Here is an 18,900-nt window from a genome sequence, read left to right as displayed (position 1 = left end):
CAGGGTTCTACCGACCCACGGTCGCGTGTTCCCGTGCTGCAGTGGGCCGCAACGCCAGGATTCGACGTTCGGCAGCCGTCGCCGTCGCGACCCATTCCGGCTGTACAGCGGCATAGGTGCACACGTCACGCCACCGGCCCTGGGTTCGATACAGCTGTCGCAGCCGAGCTTCCGGCGTCAAGCCCACTCCCGCCATCACCGTGTCCATCACCGGATGATCGTGCCGGTGCCCCGCCCATACCCGGTGAATCCCGAGCGGCCCGAAGGCGAAGGCCGCCAGGAGCCGCCCCGCCTCGATGCCACCCGCCCGCAACGCCCCTTCCGGCACCACGACCAGTCCGCCGATCATCGCGTTGCTGCCGTAATCCTCCACCAGCAGGCCGATGGTGCCGACCATGGTGTCCGCACCCGGTGCCGTGATCGCCAGTGTGTATTTGCGCCGCGGACTCTCGCCGCGCGAGCACAGGGCCGTGTCGAACGACGCCGCGGCCGCGCGGACACCCATGCTGTCGGTGCCCATGTACCGGGTCAGCTGCGGGTCGGTGAAGATCCGTTGGTACACACCCAGATCACCGGCACGCAGATCCCGCAACCGCAGCCGCGAGCCGACCAGTTCCACATCGCGCAGGTCGATCGTCAACGGACCTCCTCCAATTCCCGCACGAATGCCGGTGCGGTCTGTCGACCTGTCGCGGGTATGAGCTCGTCGAGGTCGATATAGGTTCGCCCCGACGGGATCGGCTCGCCGAGCAGGATCCGGCGAGCCGTGTCCGTCACCAAGGCGCCGCCGAGCATCACCCCGGAGGCGAGTTGCGGCCAGCTGGACAGACTCCGGCCGATCTCCCCGATGGCGTCACGCATCGCCGGGCTCAGCCGCGGCTCGTCGACCACCGCCAGCAGCAGCGACAGCAGTTCGTCCCGGTCCATCCGCGCGACATCGGCCGAGGTCGACCCGCCGGCGCGGCCGTGGAACAGCGGGCGATGGGGTTCGTGATCGAAACGCTCCACATCCAGCAGGCCGCGATCGTTGGCGTCCATCAGCACCGGGATCCCCCGGTGCCGCGCGAACTCGCGGGCGGCGACCTTCGCCCAGACCGTGTCGCACTCCTCGACCAGCAGATCCAGCGGCCGGGTGCCGCCCACGCCGTCGAAGAACGGCCCGATCGAGTCCTCGGTCAATCCGCCGGTGAACACCTCGATGTCGAGATAGGGGTCGATCTCGAACATCTGCCGCGCCGCCAGCACCGCTTTGGACACCCCGAGATCACCGATCCCGGCCCGCAGCCGGTTCAGATTCGACAGCCCCACGGTGTCGAAGTCGGCCAGCCGGAACGATCCGCCGACCCCTTCCATCGCCAGCGTCACCGCCGCGCTGTTGCCCACCGACAGCCCGACCACACCGATCCGCCGCGCGCGCAGATCTCGCTGCTGCACCCGGTCGAGCTTGTTGCGATTCCGATCGGTCCGCACCCGCTGGAAACCCTTGCGCGGCAGCACATGTACCAGCCGGCCGTTCCACGGATAGAACACCCACGTTCCCCATTGCCACAGTGGCGTCTCGCCACAGATCCGCCGTCGAGACGCCGCGAGGGAGCCCGGCGAATGCGCGACCGCGGGGTCCTCGCAGCGGATCAGTTCGTCGAGCTGATCCTCGATCGTGTCGTGCACGGCGCCGACCGCACTCGACGCCGCCAGTGCTTCGAGGTCACGCAGTCCTTCCCGGCTCGACGCATCGAGCAGCACTGGACGGAAATGCGATGTCGCGACGCCGGGCGTGAGTACCGCCGGACGCGGAACCGCGCGATGCAGAACCATGTGTGCACAACCTCCGACCCTCATGAGGCGAACGGACACCCGCTCGTCCCCGTCGACCAGGACGCGCAAAGAATACCCACAGCACACTTTCAGCTAATCGATTCTCGGTCCACCGGCATGGCGCGGTCAAACCTCGGACAAACAGGGACTATGACGAGCCGGATAGGCGTGACAGATCATCCACTCGATCACTTATGCGCATTCTCGCAATAATCCCGCAAGCATCGATTCCAGAGCCTCCGGCGACGACGGTGCCGGATATGTCGGCTTCTTCTATACTGGGCTGACACCCGTCGCTGAGATTCAGCGAGGAGAAGGGCCATGGACGACCCTCACAGACCCAGCCGCCCACTCCTCTATGAGCGGGCGCCATGACCCTGGATACGGTCGTCAACATCGCGCTGGTCGTGGTCTTCATCCTGATCGGCGGTGTGTTCGCCGGTACCGAGATCGCGCTGGTGACACTGCGTGAGAGTCAGATCCGCCGGCTCGCCGAGACCGGGGAACGCGGCGCGCGAACGGCGGCGCTGGCCAGAGATCCGAACCGGTTCCTGTCCGCGGTGCAGATCGGGGTCACCGTCGCGGGATTCTTCTCCGCGGCCTTCGGCGCCGCCACGCTGGCGCCCGATCTCACCCCCGTACTCGAATCGTCGGGGCTGCCTGGCGGGGCCGCATCGGTCACCGCTCTCATCGCGACGACGCTGGTCATCGCCTATCTGTCGCTGGTGCTCGGCGAGCTGGTGCCCAAGCGTCTGGCACTGCAGCGGGCCACCGGAGTGTCATTGGCGACGGCCCCGGCGCTGGGCCGGTTCGCCACGGTGATGCGTCCGGTGATCTGGTTGTTGTCGGTGTCAACGGACGCGCTGGTCCGGCTGCTCGGCGGTGACCCGAAGGTCACCGGGCAGGAGATCACCCACGAGGAGCTGCGGGATCTGCTCGTCGGGCACTCCGGTGTGCCGGAGGAGGAACGCGTCATCCTGACCGAGGTCTTCGATGCCGGTCACCGGCGCCTCGCCGCGGTGATGCGCCCACGGACCGGCGTCCGATTCCTTTCCGCCGCAACCCCGATCGGCCAGGCGAAGGCCGAGGCGTTGCGCTGCGGACACACCCGGTACCCGGTCACCGCCGGGTCGCTGGACGAGGTGACCGGATTCGTGCACCTGCGGGATCTGCTGCGCACCGACACCGGCACGGTGGCGGAGGTGTCGCGCTCGATCCTGCAGTTCCCCGCCTCCAAGCCGGCACTGGCCACGCTCGCGGAGATGCGTCACCACAACCAGCAGATCGCGATCGTGGTCGACGAATACGGCGGCACCGCGGGCATCGTCACGCTCGAGGACCTCGTCGAGGAGGTCGTCGGCGAGATCGGCGACGAATTCGACCAACCGGCCGAGCAGCACCCCCACCGATCGACGCGCCGCCACGTCGACGGACTACTGGTCCTCGACGACTTCGCGGCCGCGACCGGAATCACCCTGCCGAAAGGCCCGTACGAAACTGTCGCCGGCTTCGTCCTCGACACCCTGCAACGAATACCCCAACTCGGCGACACCGTCTCCGTCGACGGCCACCGCCTGACAGTCAGCGCCCTCGAGGGACACCGAATCGCCCAACTCCGGGTAACCACACCCGCCCGCCGCAAGCGACACCGAAGCCACCGCCGCTGAGCCGTCGACACAGACCAGCGCCACGGCCGTTCAGTTGCTACAGCGATCGTGCGATGAGGCCCCTCATCACTTCGTTCGTACCGGCCAGAATTCGCAGAACACGGGCGTCGGTGTAGATCTGGGCGATGGGGTACTCGACCATGTATCCATAGCCACCGAACAGCTGCAAGCACCGGTCTGCGACAACTCCGAGCTGGTCGGTGAGCCAGTACTTCGCCATCGCGGCGGTTGCTACATCGAGCTCCGCACGCAGATGCTTGCTGATGCAGTCGTCGAGAAAGACACGGCTGATACGGGCGATGGTCGCGCATTCCGCGAGCTCGAACTCGGTGTTCTGCATGGCCAGCAGTGGTTTGCCGAAGGCATGACGATTCTTGGCGTATTCGACGGTGAGGTCGACTGCCCTTTCCATCATCGCGACGGCCATGATCGCGGTGACCAACCGTTCTTGGGCGAGCAGCTGCATCATTTGATAGAAGCCCTGCCCCTCATCCGAACCGAGCAGATTGCCCTTCGGTACGCGAAGACCGTCGAAGAAGAGCTCGGCGGTGTCCTGGCCCTTGCCGCCGATCTTCTGCAGAATACGTCCGCGGGAGAACCCCGGAGTGTCGTCGCCGACTTCGGCGAAGATCAGCGATACACCCGCGGCCCCCTTGGCCGGATCGGTTTTGGCCGCGATGACGATTCCGTCGCACAGCCAGCCGTTGGTGATGAAGATCTTGGACCCGGTGATGACATACTCGTCGCCGTCTTCGACAGCGCGGGTCTGGATATTCTGCAGATCGGATCCGGTGCCGGGTTCGGTCATGCCGATCGACAGCACCATTTCGCCGGCCGCGACCCTGGGCAGGACCGACTTCTTGAGGCTCTCGGAGCCGAACTCGGCAAGGTAGGGGGTGACGATGGAGCTGTGAATCGATGTGCCCATCGAGGAATCGCCCGCGTAGCACTGTTCCTCGATGATCGCGGCCTCGTGGGCGAACGTTCCGCCGCCACCGCCGAATTCCTCGGGAATGGAGACACTCAGCAGACCGAGCTTTCCCGCTTTGTCGTACAGGTCGCGATCGGGATGTCCCTGCGCGAGGTGTCGTTCCGCGCGAGGCATCACTTCCCGCACGAAGAAGGACCGGGCGAGTTCACGGACGGCGTCGACGGTGTCGTCTGCCCATGGGGGACGAGGCATGGCTTTCTTCCTTCGTTGTGATCGGAAAAGCGACGGCCGCACCGGAGTTGGGGCACAGCCGGTGAGCGCGGGACAATCAGTCGGGTCTCGATGCGAGCCAGCGCCGGTAGCGGCGCAGCGCACGGCGCTGGACCAGGAGGTCGGCGACCAACGCCAAGACCGGACCAACACCTACCGAGGTGTCCAGACCTCGGGCCAACCGGCGGATTCGATGCCGAACCAGCGCCATATCGGCAGCCGTGGCCAGCGACCGGTCCGACCAGGTCACCGGAGGCAACGTGTCCTCGGCCTCGAGGTTGTGGCGCCAGCGGTACGGCAGATCGGGTGTCACCGCCAGAGCAGAGCCCATGCCTATCATCGCGACACCATCGGCGAGGACCTTCTCGGCGGTTGCCCGCTGGGTGATTCCCCCGGTCAACATCAGCGGCAGGGGGCTGGTCGCAACCAATTCCGCGGCAAGATCCGAGAAGTAGGCTTCGCGGGCCCGGGTACTTCCCTCCACGCGGCGACCGGCCATGGCAGGGCTTTCGCAGCTGCCACCGGACAGTTCGACCAGGTCCACACCGAGCGGGGCCAGCATCGCGATGACGGCGCGTGCGTCGTCGGCGTCGAAACCGCCGCGCTGGAAGTCCGCGGAGTTCAGTTTGACCGCGACCACGAACCGGGGCGAAACCAGCGCGCGAATGGCCCGCACCACCTCGAGCAACATTCGGGCTCGGTTCTCCAGCGAACCACCCCACTCATCGGCGCGCGTGTTGACCAGCGGCGACAAGAATTGCGACAGCAGGAAGCCGTGCGCGGCGTGGACCTCCACACCGTCGAAGCCGGCTTCCTCGGCACGCCGGGCGGTGGTGGCGAACCGTGTGATGGTCGCGTCGATCTGCGCAGTGGTCATGGCAGTCGGTTTGCCGAAGCGGCTGCTGAGGCGACCCACGTCGACCGCGAGATCAGAAGGCCCCCACACGATGCCGGGCTGATCTGCCGGTGTCTGACGGCCGGGATGACTGATCTGCATCCACATGGCCGAACCACCTGCCTTTCCCGCCTTCGCCCACTCCACGAACGGCTGCAGCGGCGAGTCCGCATCGAGCACAACTCCGCCCGGCCCTGCCAGCGCCTGTGCGTGAACCATCACGTTCCCGGTGATCAGGACGGCCGCGCCACCGGCACCCCAGCGCCGGTACAGCGTGATGAGACGTTCGTCGGGCACTTGCGCCTGCCCTGATATTCCTTCGTCCATGGCAGCTTTCGCGATCCGATTGCGCACAACCGGGCCGGATGGCAGCTGCAGTGGGGCGAAGAGCCGGGTGCTCTTCATGGCTTCTGGCGCCGGGACGCCAGACCCAAGCGAGCCCGACCGCGGGCATTGACGAACCGCATGGCCCGGAGAACGAGTCCCTGCCGCTTCGGGGTGTACGGGTACCAGAAGACTTCCTGCTCGGGCACGGGCAGCATCGGCGCGGAGATCGTCTTGACGCGGGTGTATTTCAGGATTCCGTAATCGCCGCCACGCGAACCTATTCCGGATTGCTTCCACCCACCAGCGGGAAGGTTCGGGCAGAACGAGGCGATCGCGTAGTCGTTGACGTTCACCGTTCCCGTGTCGATCAGTCGCGCGACGCGCTCACCCTCGGCAGCGGTGCGGGCGAACACCGTGGCGCCCAGCCCGTAGTGGGAGTCGTTGGCGAGACGAACACCCTCGGCTTCGTCCTGCACCCGCATGATGGGAAGGACCGGGCCGAACGTCTCCTCGGTCATGATCTTCATGGTGTGGTCGACATCGACCAGCACAGTCGGCTCGAACCAGTCGCCCGCACGATTGTCCGCGCTGCCTCCGGTGAGGACCTTGGCGCCTTTACTCACCGCATCCTGGACATGATCGCCGATGATCGAGACCTGCGGTGGTGAGGTGATGGCTCCGAGATCGGAGTCGGTCTCGGGGCCATCGATCCCGCGCCTCAACTCCTTGACACGCTGCACGACGTGATCGACGAACTCGGCGTAGATGGGCGCTTCCACATACACCCGCTCGATCGACATGCACACCTGCCCGTTGTTGGCGAACGCGCCCTGCACGGCGCAGTTGGCCGCGCGCTTGACATTCGAACCGTCGAGCACGAGAAACGGGTCCTTGCCGCCGAGTTCGAGACTGACCGGCGTCAGAGTCGCCGCCGCCCGCTCGGCGACTTTCTTTCCCGTGGCCACGGAGCCGGTGAAGGCGATGTAGTCCGAGGCGTCGATCACCGCGGTGCCGGTCTCGGCGGCTCCGTAGACGATGTCGAGAACGGGTGGGGCGCCGATCTCGCCCCATCCTTTGACCACCGCGCGCAGCGCGAGGGGGGTGACCTCGGACGGCTTGAGGAGCACCGCTGAACCAGCCAGGAGCGCGGGTACGGCGTCTCCGATGGAGAGAAGAAGCGGGAAATTCCACGGTGCGATGACGCCGACGAGCTCATGGGGGCGTCGCACGACGCTGAAGCGTTTTCCGATCATCAGGGGCGAATGCGATCGAATTCGTTCGTCGCTGAGCAGGCGAGGGGCCCGTCGCGCGTTGTCGTTGATGACATCGCAGACCCAGTTGATCTCTACCAGCGCTTCGGTGCGCACCTTGCCGCACTCGGCCTGCAGTAGGTCGGCAACATCGGTGGCATTGTCGAGCAACCAGTCACGCATCCGCTCGAGCCATTCTGTTCGGGCGCCGAGTCCTATTGCCTCCCAAGCGGATTGGGCTGACCGAAGGGCCGCGGCTTTTTCGGCGACGACATCCCGCCCGTCGATCGCGACGTCGTCCAGAAGCGTCCCGTCCGCAGGTCGGTAAACGTGAATCACCCCCCGGTCGGCGTCAGACAGTGACGACGTTCGACTCGGCATAATTCCTCCATTGGAAATCGGTTGAGGGTCACCACCTGGCAGCGATACCACCCAAATTACACACTTGCTGGTTGCCTCACAAGTATGTTGCACAGAATGCTCGCCCCCGATGAACACCTACTGGAAAGCAGCTGATCCGACCCGAAACCACGGCCCCTACGGGCGAGGCGAATTCGACGCTTCGGCCGGCGGGTGGGTGGTCAGCGCGCGCCCAAGGCGCCACGCACCATATCGATGCACGCCTTGATCGCGGCCGCGCGGTCGACCGCATCGGGATCGATCAGGATCTGCTGGAGCACGCCCCGCAGGATTCCTTCGATCACGATCGAGACACCATCGATGTCGGCGGGGGGCTCGATCTCGCCGAGCTCGACAGCCTCACCGATCCATTGCCCGATCACGGTCCGGATGAACTGGTTGTTCGCCGCGACCCCGGGAAGAAGATCCGGGGCCGCTGTCATGGCTTCGACCATGACGACGTACATCGCACGCGCGGAGGAGGCATAGGGCGAACGATCACTCAGGTAGGTTTCGAACAGGGCGTCGATCGACGCCAGACCCCGTATCTGCGCCCGCTCCTGCAAGTCGTAGCCGATGGTTCGGACGATGTGCGCGACCACCTCGACGATGCATTGTTCTTTCGAACCGAAATGGTGAGTGACCAGTCCGCGGCTCAGTCCCGCCGCGTCCCCGATCGCGGCGAGGCTGGTACGCGCGTACCCGCGGGTGGCCAGCAGTTCGATGGCGGCTTCGATGAGTCGGCGGCGTGACTCGGCTGTCCGCTCCTCCTGCGTCTTACGTTTCTCCACCCGAACAACGTATCGACCCGACCCCGGCATCACCGCATCCGCACCTTCCCATCACCACTCCCCCGCCGACCCCGCGCAGCTTCAGCGCCCCTTCCACACCGGCTTTCGCTTCTCGACGAACGCCGCCAAGCCCTCGACGACATCCTCGGCGGTCAGCGCCCGCGCCGCGATCGGCAGCTGCGCTTCCCATGCCTCCGTCTCGGTCGCCCACTGGGCGGACTGTTGCATGATCTCCTTCGAGGCCGCCACCGCCGTCGGGCCGTTGACCTGAAGCGACCGCGCGAGCTCGACCGCGGCCCGCAGCGCCTCCCCGGCGGGAACGACACGATTGACCACACCCCACTGCCGGAAGAAGTCGGCACTGCGCAGCTCGCCGGTCAGGGCGACCTCCATCGCCAGGTGATACGGCAACCGCTGGGGCAGGCGGAAGAGGCCGCCACCGACCGCGACCACGTTGTGCCGCACCTCCGGCAGCCCGAACTGCGCGGTGTCCGCGGCCACGATCAGGTCGCAGGACAGGCACAGCTCGAAACCACCACCGACCGCGAACCCCTCGACTGCCGCGATGAGCGGTTTGCGTGGGGGCTTGCGGAACACGCCGAATCCCCCGCGCTTCTCCGTCGAGCCACCCTTGTCACCGCGGGCGGCCGCTTTCAGGTCGGCACCGGCCGAGAAGGTGCCGCCCGCACCGGTGATCACTCCCGCGAACAGCTCGTCGGTGTCCTCGAGCAGGTCCATCGCCTCCTCGATCTGCACCGCGGTCGCGTAATCGACGGCGTTGCGGGCCTCGGGTCGATTGATCGTGATGACGAGGACGTGGTCGTGCCGCTCGAGAAGTACCTTGTCGGTATCCGGGTCCAGCATGTCGTGCTCCTTCAGAGGGAAAGGGTGAAACCGCCGTTGACCGGATAGGTCTGGCCGGTGATCCACGAGCTGGCATCCGACGCCAGGAACAGCGCCATGTTCGCCACGTCGACCGGTTGCCCGGGCCGCCGCACGATATAGCTCGACAGCGCCTTCTTCAGCAGTTCCGGAGCAGCTTTCATCTGCGCGGCCGTTGCCGGGGTCTCGGTCGCCGCGATGGCGATGTTGTTCGCGGTGATCTGATGGCGACCGAGCGTGCGGGCCACACCACGCATGAAACCTGCCGCGCCGGCCTTCGCCCCGCCGTAGATTTCCAGACCGGAGTCCCCGTAACGGCTGGCGTCGGAGACGATGGTGATGATCCGGCCGGGTGCGTTGCGCGCGATGAGCCCCGGTACGACCGCGCTGACGCAGTTCAGCACACCGTAGAAGTTGACGCCGATCGCGCTGTTCCACACCGCCGGACCGGTCTCCCAAAACGGTTTGTACACCTCAGGATTCGGGTTGGCGCCCATGTTGCCCGCGTTGTTCACGAGCACGCCGATCGTCCCCAGCGCGGCTTCGGTCTCGATGACCATCTCCTTGACCGAGTCGATGTCGCTGACGTCGGCCTGCACCGCGAACGCCCGGCCGCCCGCCTCTTCGATCTCGGCGGCTACCTGTTGGGCCCGCTCCAAGACGTAGTCGTTCACCGCGACGCCGCCGCTGGTGTGCTGTGCCAGCCGCAACGCGATCTCGCGGCCGACGCCCTGGCCCGCGCCGGTCACCAGGGCGACGCGTCCATCCAGATCGAGAATGTCGGTACTCATACGTTGCGCTCTCTTCCTTCCCAGTACGGAGCCCGGATATCTTTCTTGAGCAATTTGCCCATGACATTGCGCGGCAGTTCATCGACGATTTCGATCGATTTGGGCCGCTTGTAGGAGGCGAGGGTGTCGCGCGCGACCGCCATGAGGTCTTCCGGCGTGGCGTGCGCGCCCGGCTTGAGCTCGACGAAGGCCTTGACCTGTTCACCGAATTCCTCGTCGGGAATTCCGATGACCGCGACATCCTGCACCTGGTGCGCACTGAGCAGGGCCGCCTCGATCTCCGCGGGATAGAGGTTCACGCCGCCGCTGACGATCATGTCCTTGGCACGATCGGTGATGAACAGATAGCCCTGCTCATCGACGTAGCCGACATCGCCCGTGCGGAAGAACCCGTCGGAGTCGAGCACATCCGGGCCGAACGGGGCAGCGTTGAGATAGCCGTCGATCACGACCGGCGTCCGCACCCAGAGCTCCCCCTGCTCGCCGGATGGAAGGGCGGTGCCGTCAGGGCCGCGGACGCTGAAGGTCACGTGCGCATGGGGGCGCCCCGACGTCGCGGGTCGGTGCCTGAGCATCTCCGGGGTGGCCAGGGTCAGCACGCCGACCTCGGTCGTCCCGTAGGCCTCGTGCAGGATGTCGCCGAAGTATCCGACCGCCCAGTGCTTGAGGTTCGTCGCGACCGGCGCGGCGCCGGTGGCCACCTGGCGCAGGGTGGTCGGGCGCTTGCGAGTGAGCACGTCCTCGGGCAGGGCGGCCAGGCGCTTGAGCATCGTGGGCACGGTGGCCCAGGTGGTGACCCCGTAGCGGTTGATCAAGTCCAGCGCGCATTCTGGCTCGTAGCGGCGTAGGAAGATGACGCGGGCGCCCACCATCAGACACATGCGCGTCTGGCTCGGTCCTGCCCCGTGCGAGTACGGCATCGTCGCCAGGTAGGTGTCGACCGGGGTCGCGGCGATGGATTTGGCGACTTCGAAGTAGTACTCGAGCGCTTCCTTCTCCTGACCGGGCCGCATCTTGATCTCCACGCCCTTGGGCCGACCCGTCGTCCCCGAGGTGTAGATCACCAGGCGAGCGGGTGCCGAGGAGATCCGATGGGGAGCGGGAACCCGGATGAGTTCGTGATAGTCGAGGAATCCCGGCGCCGAGCCGTCCAGCGAGACCGCGACCGAGACCGCGGTACCTTCCAGTGCTGGGGCCAACAGAGTGGGATCGGCGTCGTCGCAGATCAACCCGACTGCCGCGCTGCTGATCAGCATGTGCTGAGCCTCGCTCGGCGTCAGCCGCCAGTTCATGCCGAGCAGTCGACATCCCAGTTTGCTCAGCGCCGTATCGATGACGACCCATTCCATCCGGATCTGAGTCCGCACGGCGACGATGTCGCCTTCGCCGAGGCCGCGTTGCGCGAGCGATTCGGCGAGGCTGTCCGACGCTCGATCGATCTGTTCCCAGGTCATCGTTCGCTCGTCCTCGAACAGGATCTCGCGGTGTGGGTCCGTGCTGGCCCAGTGCTCGACCGATCCCATTCGGGCGGACGGAACGGCATTCTGTGTTTCTTGGACTGTCATATTCTTTCTCCACCTGTGACTGCGACACCGGCCACCGCGGCCAGTTCGCACGAGGGCAACATTCGGGTCAGCGCGTCGGAGCTCACGGACGCACCAGGACGTGGGCGTAGCCGACCGCGCCGAGACCCACCATGTGGGCCAAGCCGATTCGGGCGTCGGCGTGCTGGCGGGAACCCGCCGCGCCGCGGAGTTGGAGCGCGATCTCGCCCACCTGGCCGACTCCGGTCGGCCCGATGGGATGGCCCATCGCGATCAGGCCGCCCGAGGGATTCACCGCGCACTGTCCGCCGATGTCGAAGGCACCCGCCTCGAGCATCGGCACGTATTCCCCTGGTCGGCAGATACCCGATGCCTCCACGTATTCCGCCTCCTCGATCGTGAAGGCGTCGTGGAGTTCGAAGACGTCGATCGAGTCGGCGGGCACCTGCGCCTCGTACAGCGCACGGGCGATGACCTCGGCGCTGACCTGCTTGTCCGACGAGGAGGCGGTCTCGGTGACCGTCGCTGACGAAGCAACCCGCACCGCCTTGGCCGGATCGATGCCCAGCCTGGCGATCGCGGCTTCCGAGGCGACCAGGACAGCCGCGGCCCCTTCCCCCACCGGGCAGCATTGCAGCGACGTCAACGATCCGGCCACGACGTTCCCGCCGAGGATCTCGTCCAAGGTCCGCGCCCGCTGCCGGTGCGCGTGTGGGTTGAGCGCGCCGTTGCGGTGGCTCTTGACCGCGATGCGGGCGATGTCCTCATCGCTCACGCCGTAGGCCGTCTGATACTCGCTGCCGAGCAACGAGAAGTGGGTGAACGGCATGATGGCGTCGTCGGCGAGACCATCGGTTCCGGTCGGGGCCCGATAGGGCATGCGCGGCTTGTCGACGCCCAGCACCAGTGCGACATCGCTGAGGCCGGCCGCCACAGTGATGCAGCCGAGGCGGAAAGCCGCCGAACCCGAAGCCGATGCGTTCTCCACATGGACGAGGGGCTTACCGAACGCACCGAGGTGCTTGAGCACAGAACGTCCCGCGGCCATGCCCAGATGCCCTGTCCCGATGAATGATTCGTCGACATCGGCCCAGGTGATGCCGGCGTCGGTGAGCGCGCCACGGACGGCGGTCAGGCCCAACTCGACGTGATTCGTCTGGCTCAGACGTTGGTAGCGGTGCCATCCTGCGCCCACCACGAAGGCAGGCCGGAGATCGCCGAGAAGCTTGGCCATCAGTTCGACTCCCCATGGGGTGCGACGCGGATGGCGAACCGCTCGTCGTCGACATCGCACGGAACGGTCGTCAGTTCGACCCGGTCCCCCACCTTCGTGTTGGCGTCATCGACGCTGACGCCGCGAAGCACCGGACCGTCGTCGAGGGTGAGCTGGACGATCCGGAAGGGTGCGGCTCGACGCGGATCATGGTGCCGGTGCACGACAGTGGCCGCCGTGCAAGTGCCCTGCCCGCGCAGCGACACCACCTGCAGTGACTCCCCGTAGGCGCCGCACTTCTCGCAGCCGTAGGCCTGAAAGGGAAAGAAAACGAACCCGCACGCGCGGCACGAACCGCCACGAAGCCGCGGTGGAACAACCGACAAATCGAGGATCGACGTCATTGTCACACTTCCTGTTTGACCTAACCGGAGCATGTCCGACCCTAACATACTAGTTGGCTAGCCAACAATTATTTCTGAACTCCCTCGTGCGCGCCGCCGAGCAGCGGCGACATTAAGTTGTTGGTCAGCCAGCATGTTACTATCCATGGCATCAGCTTGCTACCGCTCGGCCGACCCGCCGGTTCGGCCGAACCCCGGTCGATCGAGCCGACCGCCAGAAAGGGCGTATCCCTCGTGCTCAATGAATTCGCTCAATTGCCCGGAGTTCCGGCGATCACGCTCAGCCAGGACGAGCTCGCGGCCCTCCCCGAGAACACAGCACCCGCACCGTGGCCACTGGTGGCACGGGCGATCTTCTGGGCGGGCCGCCCGGACGCAACGGCGCGCGCGGCGATCGAAAAGGTTGTACCGCAAGAGATTCGCGATGGCGCCACACCGCTGGCCGTGTACGGCGGCCTCATCCGGTACGACCGAACCCCGGTTGGGGTCTACTCCGAAGTCACGGCGGTCGTGGTCTACCGGCGAGGACGGCATCTGTTCACGACCGTCCCCTTCATGGCCGTCGACTCGCCGACGAGCGTGGCCGGCGGTCGGGAGAACTGGGCCCTGCCCAAGACCCTCGCCACCTTCACCGGCGAGCCGCAGAACCATACGACGATGTCGGCAACGGGACCGGGCTGGCGGGTAGCGGCATCGATCCATGCCGGTCGAGTGCCTATGCCCTTCGTCGCCCCCAGCCTACTGCCGCAGGTCCAGAAAGGTCCTGGTGGAGAACTGTATTCGGTACGACTCGGCGGACGCGGTATCGCTCGACGTGCCCGGGTGGACATCGCAGTGGACGCCCCACCCGCCCTGCGCGACTGGTTTCCCGAGGGGCAGCGTTCCGGGATACTCCAGACGAGGCTCGTGAGTCACTTCGGCGTCGCCGACCGCAGCACTGCTGGTTAGCGGATCACCGCGGCGGCTGCTCGCCGGAACAGTTCGGCGTTGTTCGGATTGCCGGTGCCGGTCAGGAAATTGAGCGGGTCGGCCGGGTCGAAGGTGTCCGGGACGCCGAGCCGGATGACCACCAGGTCCAGGCTGGGGATCATCACGGCGAACTGGCCGAGTGCGCCGGAGAAGGTGTACGTGTCGGCGGGCAGGCCCTCGAGGACTCGCCGGTCTCGCAGTTGGGCGGGCACATCGACGCTGCGATAGTTCTCGCCCGCGTTGAGCCACCACAGGAACCCGTATCCGCCGTTGGCGGCGCTGGGGGTGGTGCCCGCGCGGATGAAGGCCGGGTCGATCAGCGGGCGATCGGCCCAGCGGCCGTCCTGCAGCAGCAATCGGCCGATGCGGGCCAGATCGGCGGCGCGCATCGACAGCCCGCCGGCGACGGCGGCCTTGCCGGAATCGTCCCGGCTCCAGTTCCAGGCGCCGCGGTCGATGCCGAGCGGGGCCATGAGCTCCTGGTGGACGAAGTCCACGAATTCGGTTCCGGTGGTGCGTTCGACGATCTCGGCCAGCAGGACGAGCACGTTCTGGGCGTAGAGGAACGTCGTGCCCGGCTCGGCGGCCACCGGTGCGGTGAGCGCGGCGGTGACGGAGTCGCTGTTGGCCGTGGACGCGATGTCATCGGCCCAGGTGAAGTGCAGGCCGCTGGTCTGATTCAGGATCTGCCGCACCGTGATTCGGGCGTGCGCCGGGTCGGCTTCCGGGAAGAATGTCCCGATGGGGTCGTCCAGACCGAAGTGACCGAGGGTGATCGCCCGTCCCACCGCGACCGCGGCCACCCCTTTGCTGCCGCTGGCCAACGGCATCGGGAGTTCGCCGGTGGCGAGGTGCTGACCGACCAGGCAGCCGTGCCGATAGATCTGCACGGCGTGCGCCAGATGCTGCGCGCCGAACGCGACGGCATCGGCGACCGCCGCCGCGTCCATGCCCACCGTTTCGGCCGCCCGGATCTCGGGCACCGCGCCCGGGGCCGGTTCCGCACACTGCGCGGGCGGCGCGGCGGTCGCGGCAGGGGCGAGCAGGGCGGCGACGCTCAGCAGTGCGATACCGGAGCCGGCGAGCCGGGCGATGGAACGAGAAGACATGGTCAGCGAGTGTATTCCGTTCGGCGGCTCAGCCGTGCACCAATGGGCTCAGTGCCTTGCCCGCCAGTTCGAGGATGCCCGGCTCGTGACCGTTGGCGACCATGTTCACGATGATGCCGTCGACCCCGTGATCCAGGATGCGGCGCTGGACCTGCTCCGCCACATCGTCGGGGGTGCCGGCGAACACGCTGTCCGCCGAGATCACCACCACGACATCCCGCCGCAGGAACTCCCGGGCCAGCTTGCGCGCCCGCTCGCCGTCCTCGTCGACGACAACGACGGCGCGGAAGCTGGTTTCCAGGGTCTGCGGGTCGCGCCCGGCCTCCTCGCACCGCTGCCGCAGTGCGGCCAGTTTCCGCGGCAGGTCGGTGGTGTGGCAGAGCAGGTTCAGGTGGTCGGCGTACCGCGCGGCCAGCCCGAAAGTCTTGTGCTCACCGCTGCCACCGAGCAGGATCGGCAGGTCCTCGCGCACCCGCGGCTCGTTGATCGCGTTCTCGGCGCGGTACCACTCGCCCTGGAAGGTCGGCCGCTGCCCGCGCAGCATCGGCGAGATGATCCGCAGGGCCTCGTCCAGTCGCCGGAACCGCTCGGTGAAGCTGCCGTATTCGAAGCCGTAGCCGATGTGCTCCAGCTCGAACCAGCCCGCGCCGATGCCGAGGGCCGCGCGGCCGCCGCTGACCACGTCGAGCGTGGTGACGATCTTGGCCAGCAGCGCCGGATTGCGGAAGGTGTTGCAGGACATCAGGGTGGCCAGCTGGATTCGCGCGGTGACGGTGGCCAGCCCGGCCAGGGCGGTGTAGGCCTCGAGCATCCAATCGTCGGGCTGCCCATAGACCTGATAGAGGTGGTCCATGAAGAGCACGGCATCGAATCCGGCCGCCTCCGCCTCCTGCGCCTGCGCGATGACCTGCGGGAACAGTTCGCGCGGGGACACCGCGTAGCCGAAGTAGGGCATCTGGTATCCGAGACGAATGCTCATGCCCGCCGACCCTACGGTCGTTCACCGCGCCGTCGGGGACCGATAATCCATGGCAATCAATCAGGACAGCTTCTCGAGCAGTTGCTCGGCCACGCCCGCGGAGGAAGCCGGGTTCTGGCCGGTGACGAAGTTGCGGTCGACCACCACGTTCGGCGTCCACGGCTCGGCTTCGGAGAAGTCGGCGCCGAGCGCGATGAGGCGGTCCTGCAGCAGCCATTTCGCCTTGTCGGCGAGCCCGGCCTGGGTCTCTTCCGCGTTGGTGAACCCGGTGAGGCGGTAGCCGCTGAAGGCATTGACGCCGTCGACCCTCGTCGCCGCCAGCAGAGCGGCGGGCGCGTGGCAGACGACCCCGAGTGGCTTGCCCGAGTCCAGGGCCGCGACGAGCAGCGCGCCGGAGGTGGGGTCGACGGCGAGGTCTTCCATCGGGCCGTGGCCACCGGGATAGAACACCGCGTCGTAATCGGCCGGCTGAATCTTCTCCAGTTCGACCGGGTTGTTCAATTCCGAGCTGTCGGAGATGATCCCGGCCCGGTGGTCGGAGGTCTCCTGGCCACCGTTGGCCTCGGGCGCCAGACTGGCCTGATCCACCGTGGGTACGACGCCACCGGGTGTGGCGACCACGATCTCGTGACCACCCGCTTTCAGGGTCTCGAAGGGAACGACGAACTCCTCGGCCCAGTATCCGGTGGGGTGGCGTGTTCCGTCGGCCAGAGTCCAGTGGTCGACACCGGTCATCACGAACAAGATCCTTGACATGATCCGCCTTTCGGGTACGCCGTCGATTCGGCATCGAAGTCCGCGAAGCTCGCGGCGACGTCTCGAAAGTAGCGTCGGCGTACTACCGGATGCCAATAGCAATGCCGATGTCCCCTATTGAAATTTCAATACCTAGGCGACAGTCCCGATCACCAGCGCCGCGCCTCGGTGCGCAGGTGTCGCGCCACCCGGTCGACATGACCTCGACCCGCAGCGCCATGTCGGCGCGCCAGGAAGGCGGTGTTGATCGGTGGGTCGTCCGGCTCGAGCAACTCGACGACGCGACCCGCCGCACGCTCGGACTCATACAGATAGCTCGGCAACACACTGATGCCCGCGCCGCCGCACACCGCCGTCAGGACCGCGCGCAGATCATCGACGACCAGTGCCGGTTCGGCATCGAGACGAGTGCCGAAGACATGGCGCCAGTAGCGCCGCAGGATCGGCAGGTCGGCGGCGTAGCTGAGCAGAGGTATGCCCGCCAACGCGATCGGCCCTTGCTCGGCGAGCCGCTCGCGGTCGATCCGGACGGCGACCTCCGGCGCCGCGACCAGCCCGAACGTCTCGTCGCAGAGAGCATCGGCGATCAGTGTTCGACCACGCGGGCGCTGCGTCGAGATGACCAGGTCGAGATTGCCCGCGCGCAGGTCGGCCAGCAGATCGTCGGTCAGACCGGTCCGCACATGCACTCTGACCCCGTCGGCGATCAGCGGAGCCAGCGTCGGCATCGCCACCACCGCGAGAAAGTCCGCTGGGCCACCCAGCAGAACCGGCGGTTCCGGAACGGCCGGGTGATCGGGCGTGAACACCGCGGCCAGGGTGTCGAGCGCGCCGGAAACCCGCGCTGCCAGATCATGCGCCGCCGGTGTCGGAGCGACACCGCGCGGCAGACGTTCGAACAGCGCTCGTCCCAGGTGCCGTTCGAGTGCCTGGAGTTGCTGTGTCACCGCGGGCTGGGAGTACCCGACCTGACGCGCACCCGCGGTGATCGAACCCGCTCGATACACCGCCAAGAACGTGCGCAGCCGAGTCAGATCGAGCTGGGGATCAGCAGACTTATCGACCACCGATCAAACCTATCGAAGCACCGATCGCCGCGACAGACCGAGCTCGGCGGCGAGTGCCCGAAAACCGTTGGAACAGCGGTGCTGTGTGTCATTACCATGCTGCCCAACCACGTCGTCTAGACAAGGACATTCCGCTGTACATCCAGTGAGACCTCCCCAGCGCTGAATCACCGCGCGACGCGCATACGCGCCGCGCTCCTTCTTGCTGCGAAATTCTCACCGAACGGGTGTACTTCCATGCTCAAAATCTGGGCCGTCGTGCCCACCTGCCTACCGCTCGTCGTCCGCCGTTGCCACACGTGCGCGTCCGAGCGCTTCCGGGCGAACGGAAAATTCCGGGTCAACGCACACCACAAGCTCATCGACGCTTGGCTCCTCGCGCTCTGCACCGGATGCGGGGAAACCACCAGGCTCACGGTCCTCGAGCGAGTGAACGTGCGCTCGATACGACCTGAACTGCTGGACCGGCTCCATGACAACGACCCCGCGTTGGCTGCTGAGCTGCTCCAAGATCCGGTCGTGCGGCGCCGCAATCGCGTCGCCCTCGATTGGGACAACGCGTGGCGGCTCGATGTCGGCGAACCGGACCATCTGGACCGCGAGGTGGTCGAGGTCTCGGTCCGTTTCGCGGCCCGGATCCCGGTCCGGCCGGTGCGCCTGATCGCTGAAGGTTTCGGTCTTTCGCGGGCCGAGGTCGACAGGCTCCTCACGGAGGGGAACCTGGTTTCGGCAGTCCGATTGAGCGGCAAGCTGTCCGGCGACTTCACCTTCACCCTCAAGCACTGAGCCCGGCTCGAGCCGGAGTCCTGTCCGCCAGAACATGCCGGACAGGACTCCGCGG

Annotated in this window: 18 protein-coding genes and 1 pseudogene; 3 read left to right on the top strand and 16 right to left on the bottom strand. The window is 66.6% G+C overall.

Going from position 1 to position 18,900, the window contains the following annotated elements:
- Positions 1-7: 7 nt before the first annotated feature.
- Positions 8-640 carry a GNAT family N-acetyltransferase gene (locus ACFVVM_RS03040; RefSeq protein WP_387612419.1) on the bottom strand — a complete coding sequence of 211 codons (633 nt, stop codon included), beginning with the start codon at positions 638-640 and terminating at the stop codon, positions 8-10.
- The gene (locus tag ACFVVM_RS03035; protein ID WP_387612417.1) at positions 637-1,815 is read right to left on the bottom strand and encodes a ThiF family adenylyltransferase; all 1,179 of its coding nucleotides are present in this window, start codon (positions 1,813-1,815) and stop codon (positions 637-639) included. Before ACFVVM_RS03035 ends, ACFVVM_RS03040 begins: the two co-directional genes overlap by 4 nt.
- Before the next feature lie 371 nt (positions 1,816-2,186).
- Between ACFVVM_RS03035 and ACFVVM_RS03030 the strand changes: the two genes are divergently transcribed.
- The gene (locus tag ACFVVM_RS03030; protein WP_387612415.1) at positions 2,187-3,482 is read left to right on the top strand and encodes a hemolysin family protein; all 1,296 of its coding nucleotides are present in this window, start codon (positions 2,187-2,189) and stop codon (positions 3,480-3,482) included.
- 37 nt (positions 3,483-3,519) lie between these two features.
- Here ACFVVM_RS03030 and ACFVVM_RS03025 read toward each other — a convergent pair whose 3' ends face one another.
- The 10 genes and pseudogenes from ACFVVM_RS03025 to ACFVVM_RS02980 form a co-directional block, all read right to left on the bottom strand.
- Entirely contained in the window at positions 3,520-4,665 is a 1,146-nt protein-coding gene (locus tag ACFVVM_RS03025) for an acyl-CoA dehydrogenase family protein (RefSeq protein ID WP_387616729.1), read from the bottom strand.
- A gap of 76 nt (positions 4,666-4,741) precedes the next feature.
- Entirely contained in the window at positions 4,742-5,983 is a 1,242-nt protein-coding gene (locus ACFVVM_RS03020) for an NADH:flavin oxidoreductase/NADH oxidase family protein (protein ID WP_387612413.1), read from the bottom strand.
- Complete coding sequence (locus ACFVVM_RS03015; RefSeq protein ID WP_387612412.1) at positions 5,980-7,536, bottom strand: aldehyde dehydrogenase family protein; 1,557 nt, start codon at positions 7,534-7,536, stop codon at positions 5,980-5,982. Before ACFVVM_RS03015 ends, ACFVVM_RS03020 begins: the two co-directional genes overlap by 4 nt.
- Positions 7,537-7,736: 200 nt before the next feature.
- Positions 7,737-8,375, bottom strand: coding sequence for a TetR/AcrR family transcriptional regulator (locus ACFVVM_RS03010; protein WP_387616727.1), 639 nt, complete (start codon positions 8,373-8,375; stop codon positions 7,737-7,739).
- Positions 8,376-8,426: 51 nt separating this feature from the next.
- A complete protein-coding gene (locus ACFVVM_RS03005; RefSeq protein WP_387612410.1) occupies positions 8,427-9,209 on the bottom strand; it encodes a crotonase/enoyl-CoA hydratase family protein in 783 nt (260 codons plus the stop codon).
- 11 nt (positions 9,210-9,220) lie between these two features.
- Complete coding sequence (locus ACFVVM_RS03000) at positions 9,221-9,976, bottom strand: SDR family NAD(P)-dependent oxidoreductase (protein ID WP_387612408.1); 756 nt, start codon at positions 9,974-9,976, stop codon at positions 9,221-9,223.
- A 38-nt stretch (positions 9,977-10,014) separates the two neighbouring features.
- Positions 10,015-11,541, bottom strand: coding sequence for a class I adenylate-forming enzyme family protein (locus tag ACFVVM_RS02995; protein WP_387612407.1), 1,527 nt, complete (start codon positions 11,539-11,541; stop codon positions 10,015-10,017).
- A 124-nt stretch (positions 11,542-11,665) separates the two neighbouring features.
- Positions 11,666-12,796: a thiolase family protein gene (locus ACFVVM_RS02990; protein WP_387612405.1), complete on the bottom strand. Its 1,131-nt coding sequence runs from the start codon at positions 12,794-12,796 to the stop codon at positions 11,666-11,668.
- Positions 12,796-13,044, bottom strand: a complete 249-nt coding sequence (locus tag ACFVVM_RS02985; RefSeq protein ID WP_387616725.1) for an OB-fold domain-containing protein — start codon at positions 13,042-13,044, stop codon at positions 12,796-12,798. Before ACFVVM_RS02985 ends, ACFVVM_RS02990 begins: the two co-directional genes overlap by 1 nt.
- Before the next feature lie 30 nt (positions 13,045-13,074).
- Positions 13,075-13,179 (bottom strand): annotated as a pseudogene (locus ACFVVM_RS02980) (zinc ribbon domain-containing protein); the annotation flags it as partial.
- Positions 13,180-13,299: 120 nt separating this feature from the next.
- Between ACFVVM_RS02980 and ACFVVM_RS02975 the strand changes: the two are divergent.
- The gene (locus tag ACFVVM_RS02975) at positions 13,300-14,127 is read left to right on the top strand and encodes an acetoacetate decarboxylase family protein (protein WP_387612404.1); all 828 of its coding nucleotides are present in this window, start codon (positions 13,300-13,302) and stop codon (positions 14,125-14,127) included.
- On the opposite strand, the gene ACFVVM_RS02970 is transcribed toward ACFVVM_RS02975, so the two are convergent.
- The 4 genes from ACFVVM_RS02970 to ACFVVM_RS02955 form a co-directional block, all read right to left on the bottom strand.
- Positions 14,124-15,257, bottom strand: a complete 1,134-nt coding sequence (locus tag ACFVVM_RS02970) for a serine hydrolase domain-containing protein (RefSeq protein ID WP_387612403.1) — start codon at positions 15,255-15,257, stop codon at positions 14,124-14,126. The two genes, ACFVVM_RS02975 and ACFVVM_RS02970, sit on opposite strands and share 4 nt — an antisense overlap.
- A 28-nt stretch (positions 15,258-15,285) precedes the next feature.
- Positions 15,286-16,236 carry a TIGR03560 family F420-dependent LLM class oxidoreductase gene (locus ACFVVM_RS02965; protein WP_387612401.1) on the bottom strand — a complete coding sequence of 317 codons (951 nt, stop codon included), beginning with the start codon at positions 16,234-16,236 and terminating at the stop codon, positions 15,286-15,288.
- 60 nt (positions 16,237-16,296) lie between these two features.
- Complete coding sequence (locus ACFVVM_RS02960) at positions 16,297-16,992, bottom strand: type 1 glutamine amidotransferase domain-containing protein (protein ID WP_387612399.1); 696 nt, start codon at positions 16,990-16,992, stop codon at positions 16,297-16,299.
- A gap of 149 nt (positions 16,993-17,141) precedes the next feature.
- Entirely contained in the window at positions 17,142-18,059 is a 918-nt protein-coding gene (locus tag ACFVVM_RS02955; RefSeq protein WP_387612397.1) for a LysR family transcriptional regulator, read from the bottom strand.
- A gap of 237 nt (positions 18,060-18,296) precedes the next feature.
- On the opposite strand from ACFVVM_RS02955, the gene ACFVVM_RS02950 reads away from it, so the two are divergent.
- The gene (locus ACFVVM_RS02950; RefSeq protein ID WP_387612395.1) at positions 18,297-18,845 is read left to right on the top strand and encodes a DUF1062 domain-containing protein; all 549 of its coding nucleotides are present in this window, start codon (positions 18,297-18,299) and stop codon (positions 18,843-18,845) included.
- Positions 18,846-18,900 lie beyond the last annotated feature (55 nt).

It is taken from the genome of Nocardia sp. NPDC058176 (assembly GCF_042883805.1).
In the GTDB taxonomy this organism is placed as follows: domain Bacteria; phylum Actinomycetota; class Actinomycetes; order Mycobacteriales; family Mycobacteriaceae; genus Nocardia.
This window is presented reverse-complemented; position numbering and strand designations above follow the sequence as displayed.

Bases quoted from the DNA above. Each gene is read 5' to 3' on its own strand.
- ACFVVM_RS02965 (WP_387612401.1), bottom strand. From the start codon at position 16,236: ATGAGCATTCGTCTCGGATACCAGATGCCCTACTTCGGCTACGCGGTG.
- ACFVVM_RS02950 (WP_387612395.1), top strand. From the start codon at position 18,297: ATGCTCAAAATCTGGGCCGTCGTGCCCACCTGCCTACCGCTCGTCGTC.
- ACFVVM_RS02990 (WP_387612405.1), bottom strand. From the start codon at position 12,796: ATGGCCAAGCTTCTCGGCGATCTCCGGCCTGCCTTCGTGGTGGGCGCA.
- ACFVVM_RS03035 (WP_387612417.1), bottom strand. From the start codon at position 1,815: ATGGTTCTGCATCGCGCGGTTCCGCGTCCGGCGGTACTCACGCCCGGC.
- ACFVVM_RS03015 (WP_387612412.1), bottom strand. From the start codon at position 7,536: ATGCCGAGTCGAACGTCGTCACTGTCTGACGCCGACCGGGGGGTGATT.
- ACFVVM_RS03010 (WP_387616727.1), bottom strand. From the start codon at position 8,375: ATGCCGGGGTCGGGTCGATACGTTGTTCGGGTGGAGAAACGTAAGACG.
- ACFVVM_RS02960 (WP_387612399.1), bottom strand. From the start codon at position 16,992: ATGTCAAGGATCTTGTTCGTGATGACCGGTGTCGACCACTGGACTCTG.
- ACFVVM_RS03030 (WP_387612415.1), top strand. From the start codon at position 2,187: ATGACCCTGGATACGGTCGTCAACATCGCGCTGGTCGTGGTCTTCATC.
- ACFVVM_RS03020 (WP_387612413.1), bottom strand. From the start codon at position 5,983: ATGAAGAGCACCCGGCTCTTCGCCCCACTGCAGCTGCCATCCGGCCCG.
- ACFVVM_RS03025 (WP_387616729.1), bottom strand. From the start codon at position 4,665: ATGCCTCGTCCCCCATGGGCAGACGACACCGTCGACGCCGTCCGTGAA.
- ACFVVM_RS03005 (WP_387612410.1), bottom strand. From the start codon at position 9,209: ATGCTGGACCCGGATACCGACAAGGTACTTCTCGAGCGGCACGACCAC.
- ACFVVM_RS02995 (WP_387612407.1), bottom strand. From the start codon at position 11,541: ATGGGATCGGTCGAGCACTGGGCCAGCACGGACCCACACCGCGAGATC.
- ACFVVM_RS02970 (WP_387612403.1), bottom strand. From the start codon at position 15,257: ATGTCTTCTCGTTCCATCGCCCGGCTCGCCGGCTCCGGTATCGCACTG.